The sequence below is a fragment of the Serratia sp. HMSC15F11 genome, from assembly GCF_001808215.1.
GTDB lineage: Bacteria > Pseudomonadota > Gammaproteobacteria > Enterobacterales > Enterobacteriaceae > Serratia > Serratia nevei.
In genome coordinates this window covers 1-21243 of the sequence record NZ_KV792477.1, presented here as the reverse complement: position 1 = coordinate 21243, position 21243 = coordinate 1, and the positions used below count along the sequence as shown (strand labels likewise).

Here is a 21243-nt window from a genome sequence, read left to right as displayed (position 1 = left end):
TACCGATTCCCGATGTTAATGCAAGCGCCTCGCCACTTGATTGCTTTAGTTTTAAGCAGTTAGTTGGCGATAAAGCGTTTTACATCGGTCAGCACCTGCAGCAACAGAGCAAGCTGCGGTTTCTCGTCTTTTATTTCATCGCCGTTGTGATCGTAGACGCGATAGTTGCCGCTGTTGTCCAGCATCAGCGTCTGCGTCGGCGTGGTGATCACCAGCTGATTGCCATCGCCGGTGGCGATCCAGTTGTTGCGGCGCTGGGCGGTGAACAGATCTTCGCCCTGCGAATAATCTTTCGGCGCGGTCTTCACGTGCAGCAACCGTTGCATCAGGGTGCGCATCACGTCGTTATGGCCGGTCAGCTTGCTGATGGTCTGGGCCGGGGTGCCCGGCCAGTGGATCACCAACGGTACCTGCAGCTGCGCCTGGTTGAAGCCGTTGCCGGCCCCCCATTGGCCTTTGCCGCTGTCGTTGAATTCGACGCCGTGCTCGGCGGTGATCACCACCACGGTTTTGTCCAGCAGGCCGCGCTGTTTCAGGGTGTCCAGCACCCGGGCTATCTGGGCGTCCACGTCTTGCGCGCCGGTACGATAGCGCTGGATAAAGTCGGCCGGCGCCGGGGTTTTGGCACCTTCGGCCGGCTCGGCGCCGCTGAAGTTGATATAGGAGAACCACGGCTCTTTATCGCCCTGATCCGTCAGCCAGCGCTGCCATTGCTGCGTGGTTTGCGCGTCGCTTTGCGGCGCCGGCGTCGGCAGCGAGAAGTCGGTCAACAGGGCCTGACGGTACAGGCTGGCGTTGAAGCCGTCGGAGGAGAACAGCCCCAGCTGGTAGCCCTGATCGCTGAGCGCATTGATCAGCGCCGACGGCTTGCGCCCGGCGAGCACGCTGTCCAGATAGGTCGGGGAAATGCCGTAGAACAGGCCGAACAGCCCGGTATCGGCATGGTTGCCTGAACTGTAATGATCGCTGAAACGCACGTTTTCCTGGGCGAAGCGCGTCAGCGCCGGCATGTCTTGCGCCACGTCTTTGGCGCGAATGCCGTCTACCACGATCATCAGCAGGTTATAGCCGCTGCCTTTATCGCCGTAGCTGAGATCGCTGAGCGGATATTCCACCGCCACCGCTTCCGGGTTGCCTTGTTGCACCAGGCGGCGCTCATACTCTTGCTGGTCGAGCAGGCCGTGTTTTTCGAGGAACTTGCGCGCGGTCATCGGGTACGAGAGCGGCAGGTTGGCCCGCTGCATGGTGATCGGGCGATAGAAGTTGGCGTCGGCCCAGATATAAATCAGGTGCGAAGCGAAAAAGGCGCTGATAAACAGCGCCGCCAGCGGCTTGCCGAAACGGCGGCGGTTCAGGCTGCGCAGCTTTTGCCAGCTCCAGGTGCCGAACAGCATCTCCACCAGGAAGAGCACCGGCACGCAGATAAACATCAGCTGCCAGTCGCGTGAAAGCTCGCTTTGGTCCGGGTTGACCACCAGATCCCACACCACCGGATTGAGGTGCAGGTGGAAATGGGAGAACACTTCGCTGTCGACCAGCAACAGCGTGAGCCCGGCGGTGGCCAGCGCGGCGGAAATAAATCGCAGCAGCCGCTGCGACATCACCACGAAGGTGAGCGGGAAGATCACCAGCAAATAGCCGGCGAACACGATAAAGCTGAAATGCCCCAGCAGGCTGACCAGGGCATAGACGCGGCCCAGCAGGGAGGCGGGCCAGTCGGTGACAAACAGGTAGCGGCTGCCCAGCCCAAGGGCGAGCAGAATGTTGAATAAGGCGAACCAGTGCCCCCAGCTGATCATCTGGGAGACTTTTTCACGATAACGCTGACGGTTTGTCACCATAAGTCAATATTAATGCGCTTTATCTTCACGGACAGAAGCCTGCAGGGCTTCCGCGAACGATCTCGCCAGGGTTTTCCGCTGCGCGGGGGCAACGCTGGTGTTGATCAAATTAGTGACCATGTTGCCCAGCACCATCAGGGAAAGATCGGTGGGGGTATGGTGTTTTTCCAGAACATTGACCAGCTCTGAGAGCAGTTGTTCAACGTGTTCGTCACTGTAACGGGATGATTGTGGCATAAAATTGCGCTTAGTAATCTGCAAAGTGCCCTATCTTACCGTATAGGACAGTGATTTTCCGCTCTTTTATCACTTCCTGTCATTCGGGAAATTGTTCGCCTGCGCCGGGGCGGCCCCTCGCCGCGCCTTTCCGGTTTGCCGCGGTTTTTTAGTATTGCAGGGCGGGGCCTTCAGTGTTTGAATACGCGCCTAAAGAACAGGAGGATTTACCATGAGTCTGGATATCGACCAGATCGCTCTGCATCAGTTGGTGAAACGCGACGAGCAAACGCTGGACGTGGTGCTGCGCGATTCCTTGCTTCCCACCAACGCGGCGGTGGAAGAAATGATGGCGGAACTGCATCGCGTCTACAGCGCCAAGAGCAAGGCTTTAGGCCTGTTCAACGAAGGCAGCGAACTGGCGGAAGCGCTGCGCACTTGCCGCAAGGACGATAAAGACTTTCTGGCCTTCAGCCGCGCGGCGACCGGCCGCCTGCGCGACGAACTGGCGAAGTATCCGTTCGCCGAGGGCGGCGTGGTGCTGTTCGGCCAATACCGTTATCTGGCGGTGGAGTACCTGCTGATCGCGGTGTTGAACAGCCGTAACAGCATGCGCGTCAACGAAGAGCTGGATATCAACACCACGCACTATCTGGACATCAACAACGCCGATATCGTTGCGCGTATCGATCTGACCGAATGGGAAACCAACCCGGAATCGACCCGTTACCTGACTTTCCTGCGCGGGCGCGTGGGCCGCAAGGTCGCCGACTTCTTCATGGACTTCCTGGCGGCGTCCGAAGGGTTGGACACTAAGGCGCAAAACCGCGGGTTGCTGCAGGCGGTAGACGACTATTGCGCCGATGCGCAGCTGGACAAGAACGAGCGCCAGTCGGTGCGCCAACAGGTGTACAGCTACTGCAACGAACAGCTGCAGGCGGGCGAAGAGATTGAACTGCAGGCCCTGTCGCAGGAGCTGTCGCCGGTCGGCGAGAAAGACTTCATGCAGTTCTCCAGCGAGCAAGGGTATGAGTTGGAGGAAAGCTTCCCGGCGGATCGCGGCACGCTGCGCCAGCTGACCAAATTTGCCGGCAGCGGCGGCGGCATCAGCCTGAACTTCGATGCCATGCTGCTGGGCGAGCGCATTTTCTGGGATGCGGCCACCGACACGCTGACCATCAAAGGCACGCCGCCGAACCTGCGCGATCAGCTGCAACGCCGGGCCGGCAGCGGCAAGTAAGCGTGCCGAATCGCAGACAATAAAAAACGCCGCAATTGCGGCGTTCTTTATTTCGGCGTCCCGAAAGGTTCGAAAACGTAGCGATTAAACGCGAACGAAGTCGATGTGAGCCAGTTTTGGCTTGAACGGGTGACGCTGTACAGCCTGAACCTTAACTTTGGTTTCTTTACCGTCGATAACCAGAGTTACTGCTTCGCTGTAGAATTCTGGTTTAGCTTCCATGTTCTTAACAGAATCATGGTCCAATTCGATGGAAACTGCAGCTTCTTTGCCACCGTAAACGATAGCTGGGAATTTGTTTGCTGCACGCAGGCGGCGGCTCGCACCTTTACCCTGGTCTTTACGTACTTCTGCATTGATAGTGAACATTGTTTTTTCTCTTAAAAGAAAATTTACCCTGCTACAGGCGACCCAAGTAGCAAGTTCGGAATTCCGCTTTAACGCTGGGCAGGCCCAGGTAAAGCGCGCGGCATTTTAACGGAAAGCCGCCCGCAGGGCAACGAAAACCTGCCCAGATTGAGGGCCGTTCGCTCAGGCCAACTGATTGGCGCGGCGGAAACGGCCTTGATAATCGAACACTTTCTCGCGCACCTGCCAAAACTGGCCGCGTTTGCGCGCCACCACGAAATCCGGATGGCGCAGCGCCTGCTGTTGCGCCAGCACGTCGGCGGCGGTGTGCCAGGCGAACGGCACGCCCGGCGCGCGCTGATGCGGGCGCAGGAACAGCATCTCGAACGCTTTGCGCTGCGCCGGCGTCTGCAGGCGGAAGCGTTCGCTGGTGCTGGTGCCGTCCTCGTCGTAATAGGTGGCCTTCAGCCATTCGCCCTTGTCGTCGCGGCCGCTCTGCAGCTCCATGCCGCCGCAACGCAGCACCAGCGCGTCTTTCAGCTTCAGCGCCGCCTTCAGCATGTCGTCGGGATCGACCAGCACTTCCTGGCACTGATGGCAGCGGCGTGCGGCGATGTCGTTCTCCGCGCCGCAGTGCGGGCAACTCTTGAACCGGAAGCGGTAGTCGCACTGCTCGCGGTGGCCGCCGTCGTCCTCCAACCAGCCCTGACAGCGGCGGCCGTAGTGCTCAATGATGTCGCCGTTTTCGGTGCACTTGCCCCAGAACAGGTTGGCGAAGCCGCAGGCCGGGCAGAACACCTGCACCGGTTGGCTGTCGCCGTGCGGCTTGCTGACGCCGACCTCCGGCGTGAACAGATCGTGCGGGTTGCCGGCGTAGTCGAGGATCAGGCAATCCTCCTTGTCGGGCGCCAGCCGCAGCCCGCGGCCGACGATCTGCTGATACAGGCTGACGGACTCGGTCGGGCGCAGGATCGCGATCAGATCGACGTGTGGCGCGTCGAAGCCGGTGGTCAACACCGCCACGTTGACCAGATAGCGCAGCCGCTGCTGTTTGAACGCCTCGATCAGCGCATCGCGCTCGGCGGGTGGCGTTTCGGCGCTGACCAGCGCGGCCTCGCCGTTCGGCAGCAGGCCGTGGATCTCGCGGGCGTGCTCGACGGTAGCGGCGAAGATCATCACCCCTTTGCGATCCTCGGCGTACTCCACGATCTGGCTGATGATGTGCGGCGTGACGCGGTTTTGCCGCTTCAGCTCGCGGTTCAGATCCGCTTCGCTGAACAGGCCGTTGCTTCTGGCCTCCAGTCGGCTGAAATCGTACTGCACGATCGGCATGTCCAGCCGCTCAGGCGGCACCAGGAAGCCGTTCTTAATCATATAGCGCAGCGGCAGCTCGTAGATGCAGTCGCGAAACAGGCTGGCGCCGTCGCCGTGGGTGAAGCCGTGGTAATGGTACTGGTAGATCCAGCCCTTGCCCAGGCGATAGGGCGTGGCGGTCAGCCCCAGCAGCCGCAGCTGCGGGTTGGTTTTCTGCAAATGCTGGATGATTTGCTGGTACTGGCTGTCGTCGTCGTCGCTGATGCGGTGGCATTCATCGACGATCAGCAGCGAAAAGGCGCCGTCGAACAGCGGCAGGTTGCGCGCCACCGACTGCACGCTGCCGAACACCACCTTGCCGGCGCTCTCTTTCTGCTGCAAGCCGGCGGCGAAGATGTCCGCCTCCAGGCCGTAGGCGCAGTATTTGGCGTGGTTTTGCGCCACCAGTTCCTTGACGTGCGCCAACACCAGCACCCGCCCGCGGGCGCGCTTCGCCAGCTCGGCGATCACCAGGCTTTTGCCGGCACCGGTCGGCAGCACGATCAGCGCCGGTTCGGGATGCCGACGGAAATGATTGATGGTGGCTTCGACCGCTTCCAGTTGGTAGGGGCGTAGGGTAAAGGCCATAAATGAACGCCGTGGGTTGAGATGGGCCGTCGGGAGGCGGTTTTGTCACCGTTGTTTCCACAGAAACCGTGACATTTTACTCCCCGGGTAGCCGAAAAATTTCTATTATTATGCCTTCTGAGCGCGCGCGGTGCGAGGAGCGTGAAAATTACCTCTGTCGGGCAACGCGTTGTGCCGCTATACTCGTGTGACAGCAATCGCTGTTCCCCCACGCGATTCCCCCCCTGAACCTGCCATTTGCACCCGGTGCAACGGCGGGCGTCATATTTTGGCAATACGATCAATGCGATCATAACAACGACAGGCAAAGCAGATCCCATGCGATTGGACAAGTTTTTATCTCAGCAGTTAGGCATCAGCCGTGCGCTGGTGGCGCGCGAACTTCGGGCTAAACGCGTCACCGTGGACGGTGAGGTAGTGAAGAGCGGGGCGATCAAACTGACCCCGGAGCAAGAAGTGGCGTTCGACGGCAATCCGCTGCAGCAGCAGAATGGCCCGCGCTATTTCATGCTCAACAAACCGCAGGGTTACGTCTGCTCCACCGACGATCCCGATCATCCGACGGTGCTGTATTTCCTCGATGAACCGGTGGCGTACAAGCTGCACGCCGCCGGGCGGCTGGATATCGACACCACCGGGCTGGTGCTGATGACCGACGACGGCCAGTGGTCGCACCGCGTCACATCGCCGCGCCACCACTGCGAGAAAACCTATCTGGTGACGCTGGAGCACCCGTTGGCGGAAGACACCGCGCAGCGTTTCGCCGAAGGGGTGCAACTGCACAACGAGAAAGATCTGACGCGGCCGGCGACGCTGGAGCAGGTTGACGCGCGCGTGGTGCGCCTGACTATCAGCGAAGGGCGCTACCACCAGGTGAAGCGGATGTTCGCTGCCGTCGGCAACCGGGTGATCGAGTTGCACCGTGAGCGTATTGGCGCCATCGTGCTGGATGACGATCTGGCGCCGGGCGAATACCGCCCGCTGACCGAAGAAGAGATCGCCAGCGTGGGCGCGCCGCACCTGCAGGACTGAAAACCTATCATTGATTGCGGCCGATTAAGGAGTCGTGAAACGTGCAACAGAACCGAACCTCTCATCTCGGTTTGATTTTCATTCTGGGTCTGCTGTCCATGTTGATGCCGTTGGCCATCGACATGTACCTGCCCAGTATGCCGGTGATCGCCGCCCAGTTTGGCGTCGAGTCCGGCAGCGTGCAGATGACCCTCAGCGCCTATATGCTCGGCTTTGCCTTCGGGCAGCTGTTCTATGGGCCGATGTCGGACAGCCTCGGCCGCAAGCCGGTGATCCTGTGGGGAACGCTGATCTTCGCCATCGCCGGCTGCGCCTGTGCCATGGCGCAGTCGATCGACCAGCTAATCGGGCTACGTTTCCTGCACGGCCTGGCCGCCGCTGCCGCCAGCGTGGTGATCAACGCCCTGATGCGCGACATGTTCACCAAGGACGAGTTCTCGCGCATGATGTCATTCGTCATTCTGGTGATGACCATTGCGCCGCTGTTGGCACCGATGATCGGCGGCGCGCTGCTGCTGTGGTTCAGCTGGCACGCCATCTTCTGGACCATGGGCGCCGCGGCGCTGATCGGTTCACTGCTGGTGGCCTTGTTCATCAAGGAGACGCTGCCGAAAGAGCGGCGACAGCGGTTCCACCTGCGCACCACGCTGGGCAACTTCGGTTCGCTGTTCCGCCACAAGCGAGTGCTGAGCTACATGTTGGCCAGCGCCTTCTCGTTTGCGGGCATGTTTTCTTTCCTCAGCGCCGGGCCGTTCGTCTACATCGAACTGAACCACGTTTCGCCGCAGCACTTCGGCTACTATTTTGCGCTGAACATCGTTTTCCTGTTCCTAACGACGTTGATCAATAGCCGCAACGTGCGGCGGTTCGGCGCGGTCAAGATGTTCAAACTGGGGCTGCTGGTGCAGTTGGCGATGGGGCTGTGGCTGCTGGCGGTGAGCGCCGTCGGCCTCGGCTTCTGGGCGCTGGTGATCGGCGTTGCGGTCTATCTGGGGTGCATCGCGATGATCTCCTCCAACGCCATGGCGGTGATCCTGGATGACTTCCCGCACATGGCGGGCACCGCGTCTTCCCTGGCCGGCACGTTGCGCTTCAGCATCGGCGCGCTGGTGGGGGCGGTCCTGTCGATGGCGCCGGGTAAAAGCGCGTGGCCCATGGTTACCTCAATGGCGCTGTGCAGCATCGTGGCGGTGCTGTTTTATCTTTACGCCAGCCGGCCACGCGATCGCGTGGCCTGACGTTCTCCCGATTCGGGGCGTGTCGCCCCGCATCGTCATAGGGTTGCGCCATGCCATTTCAGGGTGCAACTGGCAATGAAAATTTTGTTGCTAAATATACGCAAGCTAATCAATTGGCCATTTTCCCCTCTGTGTGTTTTTTGTTAAAAAACTCCGCCGCCGCACCACCCATTATTCCCCGGGAGGCGCGGCGTTCTGCCGGCTGAGCGCGGCGGGTGGTTTGTATTAGGGTTGATGTAAATCAAGGCATTAGCTGGTGAAGCTGCGCTAACGCGGCGGGACAAATGTTTCTTCATTGTAAAAATATGGCGACGGAAAAGTAGTCGCATTGCAAGAAAAAAGAGTTGAGATCGCTGCGGGAAAGGGTTACATATAACGCAAAAATGCGAGCTGAGTCGCAAAATGCCGTGAAATAACACCGCACGGCGCGCCAAAAAATGGCACGGCATCGGCAAGCACGGGGTCTGGTTAATGGCTAGCGGCAAAATTTACATTTAAATAACATTTGTGCGCGGCAGAGTCGGGAGTCAGCGGCTATAACTTAGTAACCCTGTCAGGTAAAAGTGTTTCACCTTTTCAATCTAGGGATTTCATGTGGAGAGTATCCAACTTTCGGTAGTGCATCGCTTGCCGCAAAGTTATCGTTGGCTATCCGGTTTTACCGGCGTGAAGGTAGAACCGCTTCCGTTTAACGGAGTAGACGAGGATAACAACCTGATTGGGCTGAAGTTACTCAGCCATGAAGGGACCGAGGCCTGGCAGGTAATGCAACAGCTCAATCTGTCGCTGCAGGAGATTCAGGTCGACTGCGCGATCGTCGAATGGGAAGGGGAGCCTTGCCTGTTCGTGCAGCGCAGCGACGAGAGCGCCACCATGTGCCGTCTGAAAAACGTCGGCGCCGCGATCGCTGAACCGCTCAGCGCGCAATACCCTTTCTAGAATTCGCCGCTAATCCGCCAACTGCAGCAGTTGACGGGTATAGTCGGCGGCGGGCGCCGCGAAAATCGCCCGGCAGTCTCCTTGTTCAACCACTTCTCCCTGTCGCAGTACGATGACCTGGTGACATAGCGAACGCACTACCTGCAGGTCATGGCTGATGAACAGATAAGCCAGCCGGTGGCGTTGCTGCAGCGATTTCAGCAGCGTCAGGATCTGCGCCTGCACCGATTTATCCAGCGAAGAGGTCGGCTCGTCGAGGATCAGCAGCTGTGGCTGCAGGATCAGCGCGCGCGCGATGGCGATACGCTGACGCTGGCCGCCGGAAAACTCGGTGGGATAGCGATGGCGCAGCTGCGGATCCAGGCCGACTTCCTGCAACACCTCGATCACGCGCTGTTCCCGCTGCTCGGCGCTAAGCCGCTGGTGCACTTCCAGCCCTTCGGCGATGATCTGCTGCACGTTCAGACGCGGATTCAGGGCGGAGTAGGGATCCTGGAAGACGATTTGCATCCGGCTGCGGTAGGGCAGCATCTGCTTCATCGTGAGCGGGTGCAGCGGTTCGCCGTCGAACCAGATGGCGCCCTGTGAGGCCAACAGGCGCAGCAGCGCCAGCCCGGTGGTGCTTTTACCCGAGCCGGATTCCCCCACCAGCCCCACGCTTTCCCCGGCGCGCAGCTCGAAACTCAATGATTTCAATGCATAGTGATAATCCACCGTGCGGCGCAACAGGCCGCGGCGGATGGGGAAGCGCACCTGCAGATTTTCCACCTTGAGCAGCGGCCGCTCGTCGCCGGGGCGCCCGTTGGCCGCGGCAGGCAGCGGCAGCGGTTCACCGACGTCCTCGGCGGCCAGCAGCTGCTGCGTGTAAGGATGCTGCGGTCGGCTGAACAGTTGCGCACGGCCGTTTTGCTCCACGCATCGCCCCTGGCGCATCACCGCCACGTTGTCCGCCAGGCGGCGCACGATATTCAGGTTATGGGTGATGAACAGCAGCCCCATGCCCATCTCCTGCTTCAGCTCTTGCAGCAGCGTCAGGATCTGCGCCTGGATAGTGACGTCGAGCGCGGTAGTGGGTTCGTCGGCGATCAGCAGTTTCGGGCGGGTCAACACCGCCATGGCGATCATCACCCGCTGGCGTTCACCGCCGGACAGCTGATGCGGGTAATCCTGCAGCCGGCTTTTGGCCTGACGGATGCCGACGCGCTCCAGGCATTCGACGATCTCTGCGCGCGCGGCTTCGCGCCGCAGGCCGCGGTGCAGCATCAGCACTTCCACGAGCTGTTTTTCGATGGTGTGCAGCGGGTTAAGCGAGACCATCGGTTCCTGAAAGATCATCGCGATCTGATTGCCGCGCACCTTGCGCAGCGCCGCTTCCGGCGCATGCAGCAACGAGTCGCCGTTGAACAGGATATCGCCGGCAGGGTAAACCACCGGTGGCGCGGGCAGTAGGCGCAGTATCGACAGGGCGGTGACGCTTTTGCCGGAGCCGGATTCCCCCACCAGCGCCAGCGTTTCCGCCGGCGCGATTTGTAGCGAGAGTTCGTTGACCACCGGCGTGTCGGTGTCGCCCTGGCGGAAGGCGATGCTGAGATCCTGAATAGCGAGCAAAGGAGTGGCCATATCAATGCGCCTTGCTGGGGTCAAAGGCGTCGCGCACCGCTTCGCCGATAAAGATTAATAACGACAGCAGCACCGCCAAGACCAAGAAGGCGGTGATGCCGAGCCACGGCGCCTGCAGATTGTTTTTGCCTTGCAGCAGCAATTCGCCGAGCGACGGCGAACCGATCGGCAGACCGAAACCGAGGAAATCGAGCGACGTCAGGGTGGTGATCGAGCCGCAAAGGATAAACGGCAGAAAGGTCAGCGTCGCCACCATGGCGTTGGGCAGCATATGGCGGGACATGATCACCCGATCCGGCACGCCCATGGCGCGCGCGGCGCGGATGTAGTCAAAATTGCGGGTGCGCAGGAATTCGGCGCGCACCACCCCCACCAGGCTCATCCAGCCGAACAGGATGGTGATACCGAGCAGCCACCAGAAATTGGGCTGGACGATGCTCGACAGCAGAATGATCAGAAACAGCGTCGGCATGCCCGACCACACTTCGATAAAGCGTTGCCCCCACAGATCGAAACGCCCGCCGTAATAGCCCTGAGTGGCGCCGACGCACACGCCGATCAGGCTGGAAAACAGCGTCAACGCCAGGCCGAACAGCATCGAGATGCGAAAGCCGTACAGCACTCGGGCCAGCACGTCGCCGCCGTTGCTGTCGGTGCCCAGCAGGTTGTGGCGCGAAGGCGGCGAGGGGAAGGGCACCTCGGTGGCGAAGTTGATGGTGTCGTAGCTGAAGCGGATCGGCGCCCAAACCGCCCAGCCGTGCCGTTCGATCTGCCGCTGTACGAACGGATCCTGATAGTCGGCTTCGGTGTTCAGTTCGCCGCCGAAGGTGGTTTCGCTGTAGTTAATCATAAACGGCAGGTACAACCGGCCTTCATAACGCACCAACAGCGGTTTGTCATTGGCGATCAGATCGGCGGCCAGGCTCAGGGTGAACAGCACCAAGAAGATCCACAGCGACCAGTAGCCGCGGCGGTTGCGGCGAAAACGCGCCCAGCGCGCCTGGTTGATCGGGCTAAGGCGGCTCATTGGCGGGCCTCGAAGTCAATGCGCGGATCGACTAGGGTGTAGGTGATATCGCTGAGGATATTCAACAGCAGGCCGATCAGAGTGAAGATATACAGCGTGCCGAACATCACCGGGTAGTCGCGCTGCAGCGTGGCGTCGTAGCCCAGCAGCCCCAGGCCGTTGAGCGAGAACATGACTTCTATCAGCAGCGAGCCGGTGAAGAACATGCTGATAAAGGTGGCTGGAAAACCGGCGATCACCAGCAGCATGGCGTTGCGGAACACGTGGCGGTACAGGATCTTTTTCTCATCCAGCCCTTTGGCGCGGGCGGTGGTGACGTACTGCTTGCGGATCTCGTCGAGGAACGCGTTTTTGGTCAGCATGGTCAGGGTGGCGAAGCCGCCGATCACCGTCGCCAGCACCGGCAGGGTGATGTGCCACAGGTAGTCGGCGATCTTTGCCGGCCACGAGAGGGTGTCGAAGTTGCTGGAGACCAGACCGCGCAGCGGGAACCAGTCCAGGTAGCTGCCGCCGGCGAACAGCACAATCATCAGGATGGCGAACAGGAAAGCCGGAATGGCGTAGCCGATGATGATCAGCGTGCTGCTCCAGGTGTCGAACGCGCTGCCGTTGTGGACGGCTTTGCGGATGCCGAGCGGGATCGACACCAGGTAGATGATCAGCGTGCTCCAAAGGCCCAGCGTGATGGAGACCGGCAGGCTCTGGCCGATCAGCTGCATCACCGAGGCGCCGCGAAACAGGCTGTCGCCGAAGTCGAAGCGCATATAGTTCCACAGCATGGTGAAGTAGCGTTCGTGCAGCGGTTTGTCGAAGCCGTAGCGTTTTGTGATCTCGGCGATCACCTCCGGATCCAGGCCGCGCGAACCGCGATACTGTCCTTCGGTTGCGGCGGGAACGCCGGCTCGAACATGGCCCAGGCCTTCGCCGACACCGCCGCTGCCAAAACCGCTGCCATGCCCCAGCTCAATGGCGGCGATGGCCTGATCGACCGGGCCGCCGGGTGCAATTTGCACGATAAAGAAGTTGATGGTGATGATCGCCCATAGGGTGGGGATCACCAGCAACAGTCTGCGTATCAGATAGGCCGCCATTCCGACTCCTTATTGCCGTTGAGCCGGTAAACGCGCCGCCTTGTTGACGTCGTACCACCAGTTGTCGAAGCCGATCGCATAGGCCGGACGGATCGGCGGCGTGGAGAACTTGTCCCAATAGGCATAGCGATCGTGGTTGGAGTACCACATCGGCAGCATGTAGTTGTTCCAGGTCAGCACCCGGTCCAGCGCGCGGCCGAGCGGCAGCAGGGCTTTTTCGTCGCCCTGATGGGCGGCGATTTGGTTGACCAGGCTATCGACCGCCGGATCTTTGACGCCGGGGGTGTTGTAACTGGAGTTGACGTACTCCGAACCCCAAATGATTTGCAAGTTGGTGGTGGGGAACGGCATCGCTTGATAGACCGTCGGCATCATGTCGAAATCGCGTTCGCGCAGACGGCGCGTGTACTGTGAGGCGTCGACCTCGCGAATTTGCATATCGATGCCCAGCCGCTGCAGGTTATGGCGGAATGGCAATACGTACTGAAAGTTGCTGCCGCTCAGCAGCATCAGCTCGAAGGTGAAAGGCTGGCCGGTTTTGGCGTTGACCAGCTTTTGATTTTTGATCGCCCAACCGGCCTCTTTCAATAACTGGGTCGCCTTCAGCAGGTTTTGCCGATCGCTGCCGCTGCCGTCGGAGGAGGGCGGCTGGTAGATGCTGGTAAACACCTCAGGCGGCACCTGGCCTTTGAGCGGCGCCAGCAAGGCCAGCTCGGCGGCGTCCGGGTAGCCGCGGGCGGCGTAGGCGGTGTTTTGGAAATAGCTGTCGGCGCGCTGATAGGCGTTGTAATACAGCGCCTTGTTCATCCAGTTGAAGTCGAAAGCCAGGCCTATCGCTTCCCGCACCCGCCGATCGGCGAACAGCGGTTTTTGGATGTTGAATGCCAACCAGCGGGTATTCTGGGCAGCCTGATTGATCTCGTCTTGCTTGATGATGTAGTTACGCGCGAAGTTGCCGCCCTGGTACTGGGTGGCCCAGCTTTTGGGCGACGGCTCGATGCGGAAATCGTAAGCGCCGGCCTTGAAGGCTTCCAGCGCTACTTTATCGTCCAGGTAATAATCGTAGCGAATGCTGTCGAAGTTATAGCGGCCGCGGTTTACCGGCAGGTTGGCGGCCCAGTAATCGCGCACTCGCTGGTAGGTGATGTACTGGCCGAGACGGTAATCGCCGATTTTATACGGGCCGCTGGCGAGCGGCGGGATGTTGAGCGGCTCATTGAGCTTATGCCCTTGCCAAAAAGCAGCCGGGAGGATCGGCAGACTGCCGAATAGCGACAGCATCGCCTCTTTGTTCGGCTGTGGAAACTCCATACGCACCGTCAAACGCGAGATAGCCTTGACCGTGACGCCTTTGTAATAAGAGCGAAACTGCGGCACGCCTTCGGTCATGAACTTGTTGAAGGTAAAGGCCACGTCGGCGGCGGTGATCGGGCTGCCGTCGTGGAAACGCGCGCGGGCGTTGATATCCACTTCCACCCAACGCATGTCGGCCGGGAAGCGCGCCGATTCGGCAATCAGCGGATAAAAGCTGCCGGGTTCGTCGTCGGACGTCGCGAACAGGGTATCGTAAAGTTGGTCGGTACGGGCACCGGGCACGCCGCGGGTAGCGAAGCGGTTGAAGTTGTCGTAGGTGCCGATGGCCGCCAGCCGCACGTCGCCGCCCTTGGGCGCCGCCGGGTTGACGTAGTCGAAATGGCTGAAGTCGGTGGCGTATTTCGGTTCACCGAGAAGGGCGAAAGCGTAGCTTTCGTTGAGGGCTTCGGCCTGCAGACCGAAGCTCAGTGCCGAGAGCACCAGAGCAGCGAAAATGCGCACGGACATCGGACGGTAAGCTCCTGCTGTGGAATAAAGTACAACCTGCGCCCAGCATAACATTCTTCGGGTGAGCGCAGGGTAAAGATGCTTAAAGATTAACTATTTTTTTGCCTGATAATCAAAGACCTGATGAGCATTGCAGTAGGCGACGAAATTGTCGATGCTCAGCGGCTTGCTGAAGTAGTATCCCTGCATGAAGTTGACACCGTGTTCTTGCAGGAACTGCATCTGCTCGGCGGTTTCGACGCCTTCGGCCACCGTCAGCATTTTCAGCTTTTTCGCCAGCGAGATCACCGCATCCAGCACCGGCGCGGTGACCGTGTCCTGGCCGATGGTGTTGACGAAGCCACGGTCGATCTTCAGGTAATCCATGGTGAAGCGCTCAAGATAGATCAACGCGCTGTGCCCGGTGCCAAAATCGTCTACCGCGATCTCGATGCCCTGTTTGTGCAGCCAGTCAAACTCCGCCAGCGCGCTCTCTTCTTCCACCATGCCGCGCTCGGTGATTTCAAACACCAGCGTGAAGTAATCGCCCGGCAGCTGCGCCAACAGTTCATACACGTCCTGGTGGAACGACGGGGCGCTAAGGTGGGCAGGGGAGATGTTGAGGCCGACTTTACCTCCCCGTGGCAGCGCTTTGGCAAGCTGCGGCGCATCTTCGGCGATCAGCCTGAACAGCTGGCGGGTAAGCGGCACGATCAGCCCGTTGCTTTCGGCGTAGGGGATAAAGACATCGGGCGGGATGCGGCCCTCGATCGGATGCTGCCAGCGGATCAGCGCTTCCAGCCCGCCGATGCTGTTGCTGTCGGTGTGGAACACCGGCTGGGATTCGATAAAGAACTCGTTGCGCTTGATGCCGCGCAGCAGTGCGCGCTCCGGGCTTTGCCGCAGCAGCAGCATGTAGTAGCAGAGTACGCCGATCATCAATGACAGCACCAGGCTGCCCAACAGCGTCAGGCGAATGTCGTTGGGTGTCAGCTTCTCGTTGTAGAACATGATGGTCAACGGCAGATTGGGCAGCGTCAGGTTATCCGCCTTGCTTTTCGGCAGCTGATCGATCGGCATCAGGTTCGGGCTGAAGGTGGTCAGCGCGCGATTGCCCATCACGATGGCGATGCCCGGCGCCTGTTCGTCGTGCGAGGTGAACAGCAGATAGGGCATCAGATCGATGTCCAGCGTAGCGAGGATGCCGGTGGCCTGCTCGCCGGGATGCCGCAGCCAAACCGCAACCGCCGGCTTATTTGGCACGATCGGCGTGCCCTGCTGCAGCTTGAGATCCAAAGGCAGATCCCAGTCGATGTCCTGATAGAGGTTTTTCATCGGCAGCATTATGTCGCCGGTGGCGGAGGAGCAATAGGCGTAGCCGTCTTTCACCAACAGGAAGGTGCGCACGCCGCTGGTAAAGGCTGCCTGGTAGGTAATGTCCGACTGGCTGGAGAGGCAAGGCTTGTCCAGCAGCGGTATCATTTGCTGCATCACGGCCGTCAGGTGCGAGATATAACCCAGCGTGAACTTTTGCGTACGCGCTTCGACTTTATGTTGATATTGCGTGCGCTGGTGGTTGATCAAAGAAAGCGTGACCGCGGTGAATAGCGTAAAAAATACCAGAGCGGCGACGCCGCTTTTAGCCAGGCTGCGCTGTCGGTGAGAGACGCTGCGGGCGAAAGCCCTTTTCAAGCCCATAACCGAGTCCTCTGCAACAGGGCGTCAGGGGGGGGGCACAGCCAGTTAATGGATTGTACCAACGGCTTTTTTTTCATTTTTGCCTTTTTATCCCGTACCAACCGGCGGCGCCGTTTAAATACGCGGCGTCGCCGACAGAAATATAATGCGCCTATTCTAAGCGGAAACGTTTTAAATAACGCCGGGGCGCCGTTGCCGTCATCTGACGATAATAGGCGAGTTTTTCCTCGAGGGCGTGATTTCCTGCCAACAGTTTATCAAAATAATGGCGTGCGGCGGCGTTAAGCGGGGAGAGGTGACGATAAGCCAGGGACCAGGCGCGAGGGAACCTGTTCAACCGCCAAAAAAAACGCCGCCCGTAGGCGGCGCTTATCGCTCGTTTGGTATTCAGAATCTTCAAGGCGATGCGCCGTCAGCCGCTGGTCAGCACCCGGCGCGCTTCTCGATAACGTTTGTCCCAATAGTTATCGGTCAGCTTGGAAATCATGACACCACTGCTGGTGGAGGCGTGAACGAATTGATCGTTGCCTAAATAGATGCCGACATGGCGCCCGGTAGAGCCAGCGCGGAACAGCACCAAATCGCCGGCGCGCAGCTTGGTGCGCTGGATTTTCTTGCCGAGATCTTCCTGTTCATAGGTAGAGCGCGGTAAATCCATGCCGAACTGTTCGCGGAAGGTACGCTGCACAAACGCCGAGCAATCGATGCCGCGCTTGGTGTCACCGCCTAAGCGGTAGCGAACGCCTTTCCAGTCCGCGTACTGATCCATAATCTTTGACTTGACGTCAACGTTGCGGACCATTGCTTCGAATTCATCCTGAGAGGCTTGCAGTAAAAGACCGTCTTTGTCATTAACTGCACGCATCTCAGTTTGTGCGTTATTCAAGTTCGAAGTGTGAGTCGAGCTGCACGCTGACAGCATAACCGCCGCGGCAATTGCAGGGACTACCCGCAAAAAATATCTCAGAAACGGTTGAGATTTGACCATTGTTGTTGTTTTCCCTTGAAGTCCTTAACGACGAAAGTCGCTACCTGAAAAATGCCAAACGGAACGAGCCTAGTCCGCACCTGTTGCATCGACAACCAGTTACCGTTGAAAACGTGCGAGAACGCACATTTTTATCGGATTCCATACTGATTCGACTTAAACCAGGCACAAACGCATCTGAGATTACCGGAACAAATAGGGGATTGCGAGCCTTTTTGCCGTCTTTTTTATATGAATTTGTGATGTAACATAATGTGATACATTAGAATACTAAGATAAAAAAAGATGAGGTGGATCATGAGGAAATGCTTCCTATACAGCCGTGTAAGTAGCGATGTGCAGATCTCAGGCGATGGATTAGGGCGACAGGAAGATAAGCTAAAACAATATTTGTTACAGAATGCCTTGAGATTGAACCTTTCCGTCGATGATTGTGAAATTCTCGTTGATTCAGGTGTTTCCGGGTGGAAAGGATCAAATATGGGCGATACGGCTGCTCTTGGTCAACTGTTTCGCCGTGTCGAGTCAGGGGAGATCGACGGCTCAGTACTGATCGTAGAAAGCCTTGACCGCTTTAGTCGCGAGAATCCGTTTCGCGTTGCTGGATACATTGCAAAACTTGTAGAACACAGCATAGATATCATTGATGTTGAACAAAATCTAGTCATTGGCACGAGTAACCCTTGGTCGAGTACGATCGCATCAATTATCGCAAATCGTGCTCATGAAGAGTCAACGCTGAAATCTAAGCGTATAAAGGCTGCATGGAACAGCCGTAGGAGGAAGGCGGAAGAGTCTGGGCAGTACATGATAAAGAACACTCCATTCTGGATTGATGTTCTGGATGATAAGTACGTTGCTAATGCCGACGCTTCGATTGTACGAGAGATTTTTGATCTGTACTTGCAAGGATACGGCTCGTTTACCATAGCCAAGAAAATGAATGAGGCCGGAAAAGTCATACGTAACAAAAGATGGTCTACACCAAAGATTTGTGCGTTGCTACGAAATCCTCGCTGTAATGGTGATTTCATATCACATAGCCTAGAACGAGACTACGAAAAAGGCACATCAACCTCAGTTGAACATGTTATCAAAGGGTTGTACCCAAAAATCGTTACAGATGAAGAGTTCGCATTAGTACTTAACCGGTTGAACGATGGTTCGAAGAATAAGCGTGTATGCAAGGACCGAAAAGTTACCATTCTAAATGGGCTTTTAAAATGTTCGATTTGTGGCGGTGCTTTAACTGTACGTTCAGCAGGTGCATATCGTTATGTTGGATGCTTGAAAACAATTGAGAAAGGCGGATGTTACTCTAAGCCAATACGATATGATGCATTAGAGAAGATTGTAGTTAATCATATTCGCAATATGGATTTAGGGAAGGTGTACGAAAGTAATGACAGTCAGGAAGTTATAAGTAAGGAACGTATAAAATCGTTAATGTCACATATCGAAGAGTATAAAGCCGGTATCACTCAATTACGTGAGCGTGGGAAGAAGCCAAGTTTTGATATGTTCACAGAATTGCAAAACTCTGAAGATGAGCTTGAACTGTTAAAGAAAGAATTAGAACAACTTTCATTATCAAAGATTGATTTAAGTGAGTTTGCGGTAAGTACTGAATTGTTTGATATAACACAGATAGCATTGAGAACAAGACTGGAAAGAACGATATCTAGCTTGTTGAACAAGATTAAGGTTTATCACACAAAAGATCTATCGTTTAGCTTGATCGAGATGATTTACGTTAACGATGTAGTAAAACATGTACTTGTAGCCGACAAAAAGGGTGATGTGACTGGTGATGTTGTTATAAGAAGGAATGGCGAGAGTACTACATATGAAAGCTGTAGTGTTAAAATCATTAAGGATGAAGATGGGGTATTCTCACTGGATTGTAATATAAGCAAAGTCGTATTGAATGATTACTTGTTGCTAATGAATGTTGTTGATTTCGTGGACTCTGAGGCCAAAGAGTTCTTGAATCTTCATCTTAATGCGGTGTTGGCACATTGAGTACTTTTAGCTTTGATAGGGGGTTGGAATGAGATTCTAAGCCCTATTGAATGATACCCATTGACAGGTCGCTGAGTGCGTGATAAATTTCATTTCGAAGCAACTCATGCCGTAAGAAAAACAATCTTGTCTAATCCCGCACTAAAATATCAGTGTGCGGATACCTGTCTGTAAAACAAACTAACTGTTTTCGACATGCTATTAAATTAGCGTGGGGAAAACTATTATTCAAATTATAAAGAGGAATAAAAATATGTCTAATGCAAGAATTAACTCAATTCTCAGTACATTGGTTGATAGTTACATTACCAATATGATTGAACCTACTGGATATAGTACCCATGTTACAATGTACATTGATAATGAAGATGAGGAGTCTAAATTACTTCTTATTGATCCAGAATCAGACACAGGTACATATCGGTTCTATAAGAAAGATGGTGCATTAGTTGTAACCGATTATTTTGATTCTGATGTAGTGTATGGTGTATATAAAGACGAAATGCAATTCAACACTGATTATGATTTACCAGTTAGTTTTCAACATATCTCGGATTTGTTAGATATTTTTATTGAAAATAATGGGTATGCATACATCGGTATTGATTCTCATTTTATTACACATGAAGAGCTTATGAAGCGTGAGGGATGGACTGATCGTCGTATTAAGAAAGAGTTCGGTATCATGCCATTGGATGAGCTAGATCGGGTTCGGTACTATCGGCTTAATGAGGTCATTGCAAAAGAACAAATCTGAAAAAATCCTGATTTCCTGCTATAATAGAGGTGTTCTGGGAGTTATTCACTAAATAAAGGCAGTGATAACTTACTGAGGAACACCCGCATGAAACAACATATAAAAGACTTCATTGTACTATCTACAATATTTGCACTAATAATTTTAGTACTCGCCAATCCATTTAGTATTGTTTGGTCTATTGCCTTCTTATGGGCGGTATTCAATGTCCAAGCTTAATCTTATAACTACATGTGGATTGGTTAAATTACTATTTCTCGAGTTACCAGAACATTTAATTCTCGTAAATGAAATTCTACGATTTTTGCAAGACAACAATTTAGAACTAACCGAAGATATTGAACAATTCAATAGTGTATTCTGGCCGACATTATTTACTCTTTATGACGTGAAGATACTAAATACAGATGATAAAAGTACAATTGCTTTTGTGTTTCAAGATGAAAAGCTTGGAATTGCATTAGATAACGTATTTTATTCGATTTGATAAATAAGTTGTAATCTCCAAAGAAGCAAAGTAACCCCGTGGTGACAGCGGGGACTTTTTTACCATTTAAAAAATAAGGAATGTATAGCAAATGGAAAAGAACAAACAAATTAACGTGCGTCTAAATGAAACGCAAATGCAGTACTTACAACAGATCGTTGATGCAGGTAAAGCAAAGACTCAAAGCGGGGCGATGGTTTATCTGATTAACCAGTATGCAATATTAGGAGGTGACAAGAAGTAACAGCAGTAACGGGAGTATCACCCGCACGTGGTGATACATGTAAATGGAATTTTAAAAATGAAAAAGGAAAATAAACTAGTAGCCGGTATTGGTACGAATGACTTAGCAAACGATATTGAAAAACAACAAGAGATTGGTTTAACACCTGAAATTAGAGAGAAATGCAAGCAAGCGTGGAAGAATCGTCTAGAAGCACAAGACTGCGGTAGAGCGACTGTCTGCATTGAATGGTTGACCTACAGTAACTTCGCCCGGTGGTGGCTTGATACGCACGTTGAGGGCTGGTGCATCGATAAGGACTGGTTAGTTGCAGGTAATAAGCAATATCACCCGGATAAATGCGTTTGGGTGCCTCAGAAAATCAATTGCCTAATGAACGATAGAAGTACTAACGGATTGCCGAAAGGTGTCAGTATTCATCAAATAAAGTACTATCGAGCAACGTGTAAAGTTAATGGAATTCAAGAATATAAGAACTTCAAAACTGCAATAGGTGCACACAGGCAATGGCAACTTTGGAAAATCCAAGAAATCAATAATGTCCTACGTGAGTTTGCATTTGATCAACGTCTTGATGGACGAGTAATTCAACGTCTGTTCGAAGTTAGGGATTGTATTCAAACTGATTACAATAACAATCAAAAAACACAATAAAAGAAGCCCCGAGGGAAGGGGCTTAACTAACTAACTAAACTATTTATAGGAATGCAAAAT

General features: G+C 55.3%; 19 protein-coding genes. 8 read left to right on the top strand and 11 right to left on the bottom strand.

Annotated features, from left to right (window positions below; all coding sequences use genetic code 11):
- Positions 1-59: 59 nt before the first annotated feature.
- Together yejM and HMPREF3138_RS16570 are read right to left on the bottom strand one after the other, a co-directional pair.
- On the bottom strand, positions 60-1841 hold the full coding sequence (yejM, locus tag HMPREF3138_RS16575) for an LPS biosynthesis-modulating metalloenzyme YejM (RefSeq protein ID WP_038876326.1): 1782 nt from the start codon (positions 1839-1841) through the stop codon (positions 60-62).
- 9 nt (positions 1842-1850) lie between these two features.
- Entirely contained in the window at positions 1851-2078 is a 228-nt protein-coding gene (locus tag HMPREF3138_RS16570; RefSeq protein WP_004935782.1) for a YejL family protein, read from the bottom strand.
- A 211-nt stretch (positions 2079-2289) separates the two neighbouring features.
- Here HMPREF3138_RS16570 and yejK point away from each other — a divergent pair, with 211 nt between their 5' ends.
- Positions 2290-3297 (top strand): nucleoid-associated protein YejK, encoded by a 1008-nt coding sequence (gene yejK, locus HMPREF3138_RS16565; RefSeq protein WP_038876324.1) that lies wholly within the window; start codon positions 2290-2292, stop codon positions 3295-3297.
- Positions 3298-3381: 84 nt separating this feature from the next.
- Here yejK and rplY read toward each other — a convergent pair whose 3' ends face one another.
- Entirely contained in the window at positions 3382-3666 is a 285-nt protein-coding gene (gene rplY, locus HMPREF3138_RS16560; RefSeq protein WP_004935776.1) for a 50S ribosomal protein L25, read from the bottom strand.
- Positions 3667-3828: 162 nt separating this feature from the next.
- A complete protein-coding gene (locus HMPREF3138_RS16555) occupies positions 3829-5586 on the bottom strand; it encodes a DNA repair helicase RadD (RefSeq protein ID WP_038876321.1) in 1758 nt (585 codons plus the stop codon).
- A gap of 318 nt (positions 5587-5904) precedes the next feature.
- On the opposite strand from HMPREF3138_RS16555, the gene rsuA reads away from it, so the two are divergent.
- The 3 genes from rsuA to HMPREF3138_RS16540 all read left to right on the top strand — a co-directional run bounded on the left by rsuA (position 5905) and on the right by HMPREF3138_RS16540 (position 8795).
- Positions 5905-6618 (top strand): 16S rRNA pseudouridine(516) synthase RsuA, encoded by a 714-nt coding sequence (gene rsuA / locus HMPREF3138_RS16550; protein ID WP_038876319.1) that lies wholly within the window; start codon positions 5905-5907, stop codon positions 6616-6618.
- Positions 6619-6659: 41 nt separating this feature from the next.
- Positions 6660-7856, top strand: a complete 1197-nt coding sequence (locus HMPREF3138_RS16545) for a Bcr/CflA family multidrug efflux MFS transporter (protein ID WP_038876316.1) — start codon at positions 6660-6662, stop codon at positions 7854-7856.
- 594 nt (positions 7857-8450) lie between these two features.
- Positions 8451-8795 carry a YejG family protein gene (locus HMPREF3138_RS16540; protein ID WP_038876314.1) on the top strand — a complete coding sequence of 115 codons (345 nt, stop codon included), beginning with the start codon at positions 8451-8453 and terminating at the stop codon, positions 8793-8795.
- Between the two features lie 9 nt (positions 8796-8804).
- On the opposite strand, the gene yejF is transcribed toward HMPREF3138_RS16540, so the two are convergent.
- From yejF to mepS, 7 genes are all read right to left on the bottom strand, one after another.
- Positions 8805-10415, bottom strand: a complete 1611-nt coding sequence (yejF, locus tag HMPREF3138_RS16535; RefSeq protein ID WP_038876311.1) for a microcin C ABC transporter ATP-binding protein YejF — start codon at positions 10413-10415, stop codon at positions 8805-8807.
- Position 10416: 1 nt separating this feature from the next.
- Positions 10417-11442 (bottom strand): ABC transporter permease, encoded by a 1026-nt coding sequence (locus HMPREF3138_RS16530; RefSeq protein ID WP_038876309.1) that lies wholly within the window; start codon positions 11440-11442, stop codon positions 10417-10419.
- On the bottom strand, positions 11439-12533 hold the full coding sequence (locus tag HMPREF3138_RS16525) for a microcin C ABC transporter permease YejB (RefSeq protein WP_038876307.1): 1095 nt from the start codon (positions 12531-12533) through the stop codon (positions 11439-11441). Before HMPREF3138_RS16525 ends, HMPREF3138_RS16530 begins: the two co-directional genes overlap by 4 nt.
- A 9-nt stretch (positions 12534-12542) precedes the next feature.
- A complete protein-coding gene (locus HMPREF3138_RS16520; RefSeq protein ID WP_038876305.1) occupies positions 12543-14354 on the bottom strand; it encodes an extracellular solute-binding protein in 1812 nt (603 codons plus the stop codon).
- 93 nt (positions 14355-14447) lie between these two features.
- A complete protein-coding gene (locus HMPREF3138_RS16515; protein WP_070559184.1) occupies positions 14448-16031 on the bottom strand; it encodes a cyclic di-GMP phosphodiesterase in 1584 nt (527 codons plus the stop codon).
- A gap of 151 nt (positions 16032-16182) precedes the next feature.
- On the bottom strand, positions 16183-16431 hold the full coding sequence (locus tag HMPREF3138_RS26425; protein ID WP_134268142.1) for a hypothetical protein: 249 nt from the start codon (positions 16429-16431) through the stop codon (positions 16183-16185).
- Between the two features lie 12 nt (positions 16432-16443).
- Positions 16444-17019: a bifunctional murein DD-endopeptidase/murein LD-carboxypeptidase gene (gene mepS, locus HMPREF3138_RS16510; RefSeq protein ID WP_038876300.1), complete on the bottom strand. Its 576-nt coding sequence runs from the start codon at positions 17017-17019 to the stop codon at positions 16444-16446.
- A gap of 297 nt (positions 17020-17316) precedes the next feature.
- Here mepS and HMPREF3138_RS16505 point away from each other — a divergent pair, with 297 nt between their 5' ends.
- The 4 genes from HMPREF3138_RS16505 (at position 17317) to HMPREF3138_RS16495 (ending at position 21183) form a co-directional block, all read left to right on the top strand.
- Positions 17317-19041, top strand: a complete 1725-nt coding sequence (locus HMPREF3138_RS16505) for a recombinase family protein (RefSeq protein WP_168166347.1) — start codon at positions 17317-17319, stop codon at positions 19039-19041.
- A gap of 253 nt (positions 19042-19294) precedes the next feature.
- Complete coding sequence (locus HMPREF3138_RS16500) at positions 19295-19798, top strand: hypothetical protein (RefSeq protein WP_060433683.1); 504 nt, start codon at positions 19295-19297, stop codon at positions 19796-19798.
- Positions 19799-20376: 578 nt separating this feature from the next.
- Positions 20377-20529, top strand: coding sequence for a hypothetical protein (locus HMPREF3138_RS26750; RefSeq protein WP_162837992.1), 153 nt, complete (start codon positions 20377-20379; stop codon positions 20527-20529).
- 57 nt (positions 20530-20586) lie between these two features.
- Complete coding sequence (locus tag HMPREF3138_RS16495; protein ID WP_070559180.1) at positions 20587-21183, top strand: hypothetical protein; 597 nt, start codon at positions 20587-20589, stop codon at positions 21181-21183.
- The last annotated feature ends 60 nt before the right edge of the window (positions 21184-21243 follow it).

What these genes read in the sequence shown, in the direction of transcription:
- yejM (WP_038876326.1), bottom strand. Translation starts at nt 1,841, where the DNA reads ATGGTGACAAACCGTCAGCGTTATCGTGAAAAAGTCTCCCAGATGATC.
- HMPREF3138_RS16570 (WP_004935782.1), bottom strand. Translation starts at nt 2,078, where the DNA reads ATGCCACAATCATCCCGTTACAGTGACGAACACGTTGAACAACTGCTC.
- yejK (WP_038876324.1), top strand. Translation starts at nt 2,290, where the DNA reads ATGAGTCTGGATATCGACCAGATCGCTCTGCATCAGTTGGTGAAACGC.
- rplY (WP_004935776.1), bottom strand. Translation starts at nt 3,666, where the DNA reads ATGTTCACTATCAATGCAGAAGTACGTAAAGACCAGGGTAAAGGTGCG.
- HMPREF3138_RS16555 (WP_038876321.1), bottom strand. Translation starts at nt 5,586, where the DNA reads ATGGCCTTTACCCTACGCCCCTACCAACTGGAAGCGGTCGAAGCCACC.
- rsuA (WP_038876319.1), top strand. Translation starts at nt 5,905, where the DNA reads ATGCGATTGGACAAGTTTTTATCTCAGCAGTTAGGCATCAGCCGTGCG.
- yejF (WP_038876311.1), bottom strand. Translation starts at nt 10,415, where the DNA reads ATGGCCACTCCTTTGCTCGCTATTCAGGATCTCAGCATCGCCTTCCGC.
- HMPREF3138_RS16530 (WP_038876309.1), bottom strand. Translation starts at nt 11,442, where the DNA reads ATGAGCCGCCTTAGCCCGATCAACCAGGCGCGCTGGGCGCGTTTTCGC.
- HMPREF3138_RS16525 (WP_038876307.1), bottom strand. Translation starts at nt 12,533, where the DNA reads ATGGCGGCCTATCTGATACGCAGACTGTTGCTGGTGATCCCCACCCTA.
- HMPREF3138_RS16520 (WP_038876305.1), bottom strand. Translation starts at nt 14,354, where the DNA reads ATGTCCGTGCGCATTTTCGCTGCTCTGGTGCTCTCGGCACTGAGCTTC.
- HMPREF3138_RS16515 (WP_070559184.1), bottom strand. Translation starts at nt 16,031, where the DNA reads ATGGGCTTGAAAAGGGCTTTCGCCCGCAGCGTCTCTCACCGACAGCGC.
- mepS (WP_038876300.1), bottom strand. Translation starts at nt 17,019, where the DNA reads ATGGTCAAATCTCAACCGTTTCTGAGATATTTTTTGCGGGTAGTCCCT.
- HMPREF3138_RS16505 (WP_168166347.1), top strand. Translation starts at nt 17,317, where the DNA reads ATGAGGAAATGCTTCCTATACAGCCGTGTAAGTAGCGATGTGCAGATC.
- HMPREF3138_RS16500 (WP_060433683.1), top strand. Translation starts at nt 19,295, where the DNA reads ATGTCTAATGCAAGAATTAACTCAATTCTCAGTACATTGGTTGATAGT.
- HMPREF3138_RS26750 (WP_162837992.1), top strand. Translation starts at nt 20,377, where the DNA reads ATGGAAAAGAACAAACAAATTAACGTGCGTCTAAATGAAACGCAAATG.
- HMPREF3138_RS16495 (WP_070559180.1), top strand. Translation starts at nt 20,587, where the DNA reads ATGAAAAAGGAAAATAAACTAGTAGCCGGTATTGGTACGAATGACTTA.